This is a genomic window from Nocardia amamiensis (assembly GCF_015477605.1).
GTDB classification, from domain to species: Bacteria; Actinomycetota; Actinomycetes; order Mycobacteriales; family Mycobacteriaceae; genus Nocardia; species Nocardia amamiensis_A.
Genome location: NZ_JADLQX010000069.1, coordinates 1 through 7,640, shown reverse-complemented (window position 1 = coordinate 7,640; position 7,640 = coordinate 1). Strand labels below are relative to the sequence as shown.

General features: G+C 66.0%; 6 protein-coding genes. 1 reads left to right on the top strand and 5 read right to left on the bottom strand.

All coding sequences use genetic code 11. The annotated features are described in order from the left end of the window. Positions 1-269: 269 nt before the first annotated feature. The 4 genes from IU459_RS35945 to IU459_RS35930 are packed head-to-tail and all read right to left on the bottom strand — an operon-like array spanning position 270 to position 5,115. On the bottom strand, positions 270-1,559 hold the full coding sequence (locus tag IU459_RS35945) for a KamA family radical SAM protein (RefSeq protein ID WP_228838991.1): 1,290 nt from the start codon (positions 1,557-1,559) through the stop codon (positions 270-272). A gap of 22 nt (positions 1,560-1,581) precedes the next feature. Then, positions 1,582-2,823, bottom strand: coding sequence for an ATP-grasp domain-containing protein (locus IU459_RS35940; protein ID WP_195134052.1), 1,242 nt, complete (start codon positions 2,821-2,823; stop codon positions 1,582-1,584). Continuing rightward, positions 2,802-4,079 carry an MFS transporter gene (locus IU459_RS35935; RefSeq protein WP_195134051.1) on the bottom strand — a complete coding sequence of 426 codons (1,278 nt, stop codon included), beginning with the start codon at positions 4,077-4,079 and terminating at the stop codon, positions 2,802-2,804. The genes IU459_RS35940 and IU459_RS35935 overlap by 22 nt, the downstream gene beginning before the upstream one ends. Continuing rightward, positions 4,069-5,115, bottom strand: coding sequence for a GNAT family N-acetyltransferase (locus IU459_RS35930; RefSeq protein ID WP_195134050.1), 1,047 nt, complete (start codon positions 5,113-5,115; stop codon positions 4,069-4,071). Before IU459_RS35930 ends, IU459_RS35935 begins: the two co-directional genes overlap by 11 nt. A gap of 498 nt (positions 5,116-5,613) precedes the next feature. Between IU459_RS35930 and IU459_RS35925 the strand changes: the two genes are divergently transcribed. Beyond that, positions 5,614-7,017, top strand: a complete 1,404-nt coding sequence (locus IU459_RS35925) for an amino acid permease (protein WP_324199159.1) — start codon at positions 5,614-5,616, stop codon at positions 7,015-7,017. Positions 7,018-7,132: 115 nt separating this feature from the next. Here the strand turns inward: IU459_RS35925 and IU459_RS35920 are convergent. Next, the coding region (locus tag IU459_RS35920; RefSeq protein ID WP_228838990.1) for a transposase at positions 7,133-7,640 on the bottom strand (508 nt) is incomplete at its 5' end.

The following is a 7,640-nucleotide window of genomic DNA, read 5'->3' as shown; positions in this document are numbered from 1 at the left end:
ACGGATACCCGTCGATTCGATCCAGCACCATCTTCACCGCACGCTCACGCTGCTCGATCGGATAACGCTTGGGCATGGCCCACATCCTCCACAGAGAAGGAAGCGGCCGGAAAGTCGGGGCGGTTCACGGCAGCGCTACGACGGACGCAGAGCTTGCCAGATTCGGTGTGGTGTCGCTTTGGGGTCAACCCCAACTAGACATGCGTGATGGGTATGCCCGGCCATCGCAGGAAGTCACCTGCCGCAGTTGACTTCCTGCGATGGCCCGGTCAGGCCACAGGCACCGGATCGCTTGGGCGGCCGGACATCTCGCTGCCCAGGGCGGGTTCGAGATCGTCGAACCAGTGTGCGCCTGGATCGTACCGCGCGAAGAACTGCCGGCCGACCAGTTCCGGGTTGCGTGCCTGGAGCAGGCGCAGCGCGAAGACCTGTTCGCCGTGGACGACCGGGGCGCCGTCGAGGACGATCTTGCCGATATGGGCCGACATCACCGGGCCGCGGGCGGTGCGGGCCAGCCCCGAGACCCGGGAGACCGCGTCCACATAGATGCGTAGGGCTCGTGCCAGCGGTACCTCGAAGTAGCTGCGCGCGCCGGTATCCCGCTCGACGAACATGTAGTACGGAATGATCCCGGCCGCTACCGACCGCTGCCACAGCCGTGCCCACGTCTCGGCGTCGTCGTTGACGTGTGCGACCAGCGGGGCTTGCGCTCGAATCACCGCGCCGGTGTCCCGCACCCGCGCGATGGCCCGCTGCACTACCGTGGTCTGCAGTTCCCGGGGATGGGAGAAGTGGGCCATCACCGCTACGTGCCTGCCCGCCGCGACGCACTGCTCCAGCAGCTGTAGCAGGTCGTCCGCATCGGGGTCGTCGGTGAAGCGGGCCGGCCAATACGACAGTGACTTGGTCCCGAATCGCAGGGTGGCGATGTGCTCGAGATCAGCCGCGAGGAACGGTTCCACCCAGCGGCGTAACACACTGGTACGCATGATCATCGGGTCGCCACCGGTGAACAGCAGGTCCGTCACCTCCGGATGCTCGCGCAGGTATCCGACCATACGGTCCGGGTCCGACAGCGCCTGCCGGGTCTCCGAGCCGACGAATTGCGCCCAGCGGAAGCAATATCCGCAATAGGAATGGCAGGTCTGCCCCTGCGACGGGAACACCAGCACCGTCTCCCGGTACTTGTGCTGCAGGCCGAGCACCGGATGCCCGTCCAGCATCGGCACGTTGTCCTCGATCTGCCCGCCGGGATGCGGATTCAGTGCGTGCCGCGCCGTTGCGGCCGCTTTGGCGAGCACATCGCGCGAGGCGTCCGCGTCCAGCAGCCCCGCGACCGCGTTGAATATGTTGGGCGGCAACATATCTCGATGCGGGAAGGTCAGGCGGAAAATCGGATCGTCGGGTATGGCCGACCAGTCGATAAGCTCGTCGGCGACATAGTCGTTGACCCGGAAGGGCAGCACGGTGGACACGATCCGTAGATCCCGCAGGTAATCGTCGGGCAGCCCGTGGCGTCGGGCCAATTCCGCCAGACGGTCGCCAGTGAAGAGTTTCATGGTCATCCCTCTCTGATCGAGATCACGATCGTTGCGGTTGTGCCACTGCTGCGGCGGATTCATCGGTGGCACAGTCCATTCGGAACCCGGACAGGGTGTGTCGGATGGCCTCGGCGACGGCCTGCGAGGTGTCGGCGCGGAACCGGAAGCTTGCGCCGATGTCGACATATCCGGTGGCTTCGGTGATGGCTTGTCCGACGGCCGGGATCGCACAGTGGTAAGGCGCGTGGCTGGGCGCGACCTCGAGCCGCGTGGCTGTCACCACACACGGTGGCGGCAAGGCAGGGCGTACCAGCAGTTCACCGGCGACCTGACCCTCCCGCAACGGCCGAGCGGCCGGGTTGCGGCCCATCTGGATGTCCAGCGCCGCGCCGACCAGGTCGTAGCCGTGCACCTCGCGCCACAGATGGGTTGTCTCGCCGCCGGGGATCCGCCCAGCGATTTCCAGCAATTGCAGACGCGGCGCGTCGATCGGAGCCAGGAAGAATTCGCAGTGGAATACCGTCGGCACACCCGCGCTCAGCGCGATGAGCACCGCCCTCGCGAACGACGCCAACTGTTCGTTAAGTGCCGGATCATCGATTTCGATTGTTGCCAAGCTGTTCTCGCCGGTGGCGAAGTCCAGGCAGCTGTGGAGGTACCGCGCACAGCGCCAGGGCCCGAGTTCTGTACCGGTCCAGACTCCATCGACCGTGCCGGTCTCCTCGGGGCAGAAGCGTTGAACAAGAAAGGGTTCGGCGTGCAGATCGGGCAGATCGGCGAGATCGGCGGCGGACGACAGGGTGAGGATATCGCGGCTGGCAGCGCCCAGCCGGGGTTTGACGAGCACCGGAAACCCGTATCGCTGAGCGAATTCCACTATCGCGGCACTGTCTGGTGCATCGGCGAATGCCGGTACCGCGACCCCTGCCGCCGCGGCCCGCTCGTACATGACCAGCTTGTCCCGGAACGGCAGCGCCTGCGCAGGAGGGTCGCCGGCGATACCGAACTCCGACCGCAGTTGCGCGGCCGTCAACAGGTCTGTCTCGCTGATCGCCACAATGCGCTCGGGCACGCCGTGACGGCTGGCGAGTGCGCGGACCGCGTCGTCCACTGGTTCGGTGCCGTCGAAGACCACGACCTCGGCCGCCGCGTGCTGTGGAATGCGGTGACGAACCTGTGCGGCGCACACATAGGTCACGACATTGGCGGTGTGATCGATGCGCTCGAGATACGGGGCGATGGGACCGCGGGAGCGGTGAATCACGAGGATATGGGGGCGCATTGGCTACTCCTGTTGAACGCGTCGAGTCGGTGCGCGGTACGGCCGAGCACACCCAGCCACACCAGCGCGGTGGACACCGCGATGAACACCGCCGCGCCGACGAACACCGGACGGGGGTTGTCGCCGCCGAGCCGGGTGAGCAGCCCGGTGAGCATCGTGCCCGCCGCCGCGGCCGCGAGCACGAGCGACCGGGCCGTGCTGGTAACCCGGCCGAGCAACGCACGCGGCACCACCTGCTGGCGCAGCGTGCGGACCACGACCACCACAACCATGGACGCTCCCGCCAGCAGCGCGTTAGCGAGCGCCAGCCACAGCACGCCGGGCGCCAGGCCCACCAGCGCCAGTCCGACGGCCATGAGCAACACTCCTGCCAGGCACATCGGAACCGGTGACCGGCGAGAGCCTATGGCGGCCGCGATCAGCGCACCGAACGCCCCGCCTATGCCGCCTCCGGCCACCGCGAGACCCACCAGGACCGCGGACGCGCCGAGGCGTTCGCGAGCGAAGAACGGAATCAGCGTTTCGGCCCCGAGACCGAGGGCGGTCACCGCCTGCAGCAGCGTGATGCCCGCGACGACGGGCGAGGTCACCAGATACCGCAGTCCCGCCCGGAACTCGGCGCCGACGGACCCGAGAACCCCCGCGCCCACCGGGCGCTTCGCACCCACAGTTGTGGCGGCGCCGGTGAATTCGGCGACCGGCCGCCTGCAATATGTCTGCCACACCGTGACCAACGACACCGCGAAGGTCCCCGCATTCGCCAGCAACGCTGCCTGCTGGCTTGCCGCCGCGACTAGCACACCTACCGCTGCGGGGCCGAGCACGAGCGAGAGCTGCTCTGAGGTCTCCAGAAAACCGTTGGCGCGCATCAACCGAGGTCCGGTGTACAGATCCCGCACCGCGACAGCCAGCGCGGTCTCGAAGAACACCCCGGCCACCCCCGCGACGCAGGCAAGGCCGAGGATCACCGCGACCGGGCATCGGCTCACCGCCACCGCGGCAGCCAGCAGCAGGAATACCGCCATGCGTACCGCATCGGCAGTAATGAGTACCCGCCACGGATCGGCGCGATCGACCAGCGGACCCGCGGGCAGTCCGGCGATCAGGTAGCCGATCGCGCGCGGAGCGGCGGCCAGCGCCGACAGCACCGGGCTGCCGGTCAGCTGCAACACCAGCAGCGGGATAGCGAGCACGGCCAGACCGTCGCCGAGCAGCGAGATGGATTGGCCGAACAGGAACAGCCGGCTACCGCCCATCGCCTGTCACCGTCCACGTGTAGCCGGCCAACTGCTCCAGCCGGGAGCCGTGATCGGTCTTCAGGCCCCATTCGAGTGTGCCGTAGTCGATGCGTTCGATGCCGCGCTCCGAAGCGGCACGAACCTGTGCGTAGAAGCACGTCACGAAATAGGCGCCGTACGCTTCGGGAAGGTGTCCGCACCACAACTGCCGCAACGTGTTTCCGTTCCGCAGACCGTGGGTGAAGCCGACGACCCGGCCGGCGCGCTGGACCGCCGTCACCACAATGTCCTCGGGCCGGTAGTTCGCGAGCATCCGATCCATCGCCGCGGACTGCGTGTCGCGATCGGCGGCGGAGTTGTACTTGCGCAGCAGCTCGAGGCGCAGTTCCAACACGTCGTCGCGCACCTCGGCCAGATCGACCTCACCGACTATCATATCTTTCTCGGCGAGGCGGCGCAGAAGCCTCCCGATACCCTTGCGGCGCGGGCGCGGCAATTGCCGCAGGTATTCGTCCATGCTGCCGAAGGTCATCGGCAGTACGCAGGTCGGATACAGCTGCACCTGCCTCGCGCCGAACTCGGTCAGGGCCCCACGCAGCGGTTCCTGCCGCTCGGGAATGTAGAGGAACGACACCTGCCGTGCCCCCTGTCCTGCGGCCCAGGCGTCCACAGCGGTCAGAGTTTCCCGCAGCAGCGCCGGTTCGGTGGCGCCGGAACCCGCTGCCGCGCAGGAATATCCGGGAAGGGTCACCAGCACGGACGGATACAGCGCTGCGATATCCGGCACTCCAGCTGGAGCTGTTCGCGGCTCCGGCGACGGGAGGTCGCCGCGCAGCACGGCCGCAATGTCGAACCGAGCGTCCGGAGGCGGAGACTGCAGCCAGCGGGCATGCAACCCAACCCGGGCCTGTCCGTCCGCCGAGACGACCAGCCATCGGGGTTCACCCGGCAGCAGCGGTCCCATGGTCTCGAGCCATCGGATCGACACGGTGTACTCGGACACTTCCGCTGCGAGGTCGTCCCATTCGGGGGGGCGGATGGATGTGGCTCTCAAATCGACACGCATAGCTCACCTGCACATCACGAGGGAGGTGATCCCAGGAGGCCACCATCCTAATTATCTGCCGTTAAACAACGGCACTGTATCTAACGAACCGTTAAATAGTGTACACCGTCAATCGTCCCCTCGAGAAGGGTGAGCGTGACCAGAATAGTCTCGAATGTAGTGTTTCTGCATGCAAATACGATGTTCGGGTGCGGGCTCGGTGAAGCCGCGACCGAGAGTCTGGCCAACTAGGCGCTTCAAGATCAGGAACTGAAACGACGTTACACAACGAGTCGTTACTTATTGGCATATGCTGCAGTCGGCAGGGCGGAGGGCTATCTGCGCATCTGCCCTGCACCGGTAACCGCTTGGGGGCTCGACAGCCCACTCGCCTATGTGTTGTCCTCGGATCGGATGAAACGCATCGCCTCTCTACGGGTCGAATGCGGGCCGCCACCAACCATCAGCTATCCAGTCACACCCGCGCCTCACCGGAAGCAGACCACCGTGTCCACCTCGCTCCCGAACTCCGGGAATCTCAAGCACAGCATCAACACTCGGCAACTGACGATGATTGGTATGGGCGGCGTCATCGGCGCCGGGCTGTTTGTCGGCAGCGGAAAGGCGATCTCCTCGGCAGGCCCAGGCATCGTGTTGGTGTACCTGTTGACCGGCCTGGTGGTGATCTTGGTGATGCGCATGCTGGCTGAACTGGCCACCGCCAGCCCCGAAACGGGCTCGTTCTCCAGCTACGCCTCTCGTGAGCTGGGCACCTGGGCCGGTCTTTCGGTCGGCTGGATCTACACCTACCACTGGTGTGTCACAGTAGCTTTCGAGTCGCTCGCTGGCGCCGCCATTGCAGGCCAGCTGCTTTCCGGGCCACCAACGTGGCTGTACGCGTTGATCTTCATGAGCGCGCTGACTGCCGTGAACCTGGCCGCGGTGAGCTCGTTCGCACGATTCGAATTCTGGTTCGCACTGATCAAGGTCACCGCGATCGTACTGTTCATCGGCATCGGCATCGTAGCCATCGCCGGACTGTTCGGCGGCCGTCCCGCGCCCGGAACCACGAATCTGCTCGGGCGCGGAGGACTGTTCCCGAAGGGCTACACCCCGAGCCTCACGGCCGCACTGACAGTGTTCTTCTCGTACTTTGGCACCGAACTGGTGACGATCGCCGCCGGCGAGGCAAAGGATCCGGTGCGCGCGGTTCGTGCGAGCATGGCCAGTGTGGCCGGGCGCATCCTGATCTTCTACGTCGGCTCTATCTTCGTCGTCGTCACGCTAATGCCCTGGAACTCAACGCAGGTCACCGAGAGCCCCTACACCGCGGTCCTGAACCAGCTCGGCATTCCCGGCGCGCAGACCATCATGAATCTGATCGTGCTCACCGCGGTGCTGTCGTGCCTGAACTCCGGCCTGTACTCGTCCTCGCGGATGCTGTATTCGCTGGCCCAGCGCGGCGAAGGCCCCCGCCCGCTGCGCCGGACGAACGGCGCCGGGGTCCCGGTTGCGGGCGTGCTTACCGCCTCCAGCGTCGGTTTCCTTGCGGTGGTGGCGAACTACTTCCTGCCTACCAGCACCGTCTTCAACTTCCTGCTCAGCTCGTCGGGGTCCATCGCGGTCGTGGTCTACCTGTGCATCTGTGCGACCCAGATCTGCGGCCGCCGCAGCAGGACATCGGAGCAAATCGCGACGCTGCCGGTGAAAATGTGGGGTGCGCCGTATCTGTCCTACGCAGTCGGCCTCATCCTGGTCGTCCTCCTCGCAGGGATGGCGTTCACCAGCAGCACCCGCAGCCCGTTCGCCTTGACACTCACCGTCACCGTCACCGTCACCGGCGTCGCCGTCGCCGCCGGTCTGGTCCATCAGCGTCGCTCCACAGCACTGCCCCCGACAGCCGCCGAGTAGCCACGTAGCGGGTGCCTGCTGCGCTATTCGCTACCGAACTCCGGACCTCAGGGGGTGACTGGCAGGGGCCGGTATTCAAGTAGTCGGTATTCCGGCCCGGCTAGTGCTGCGTTCCTCAAAGGTGGTATGTAAAACGGCGGCGCAGGCTTCTCGGTTTCGGTGGGGGCCGTCCCCAGACCCAAGGTCGTGCGCGGGCGTTGAGCGCGGTGGTGGCTTGGCGGGTGGCGTGGTCGATTTCGGTCGCGTCGGCGAAGGTCTGGCCGGCGAGGGCTTCGCGGCGGAAGATCCGCCACCAGGGCTCTTGCAGGTTGAGCCAGCAGGCGCCGACGGGGATGAACGCGTGTTTGATCCGGGGATGGTCGGCGAGCCATTCGCGGGTGGATTTGCTGTTGTGACTGGAGAGGTTGTCGGTGATCACGTGGATGTCGCCGACCGGGTTGGCCTGTTCGACCAGTTCCAGGAACCGCTGATAGTTGACGCTGTTGCGGGAGGATGCGGTGAGTGTGACGGCGTGCCCGTCACGGACTCGGATTGATCCATATACCCAGACCCTGTCCGGGCCTCGCGAGTATTCCAGGGGCGCCTTGATCCGGTGCCCGTCGACCGACCAGCCCGGTGCCGGG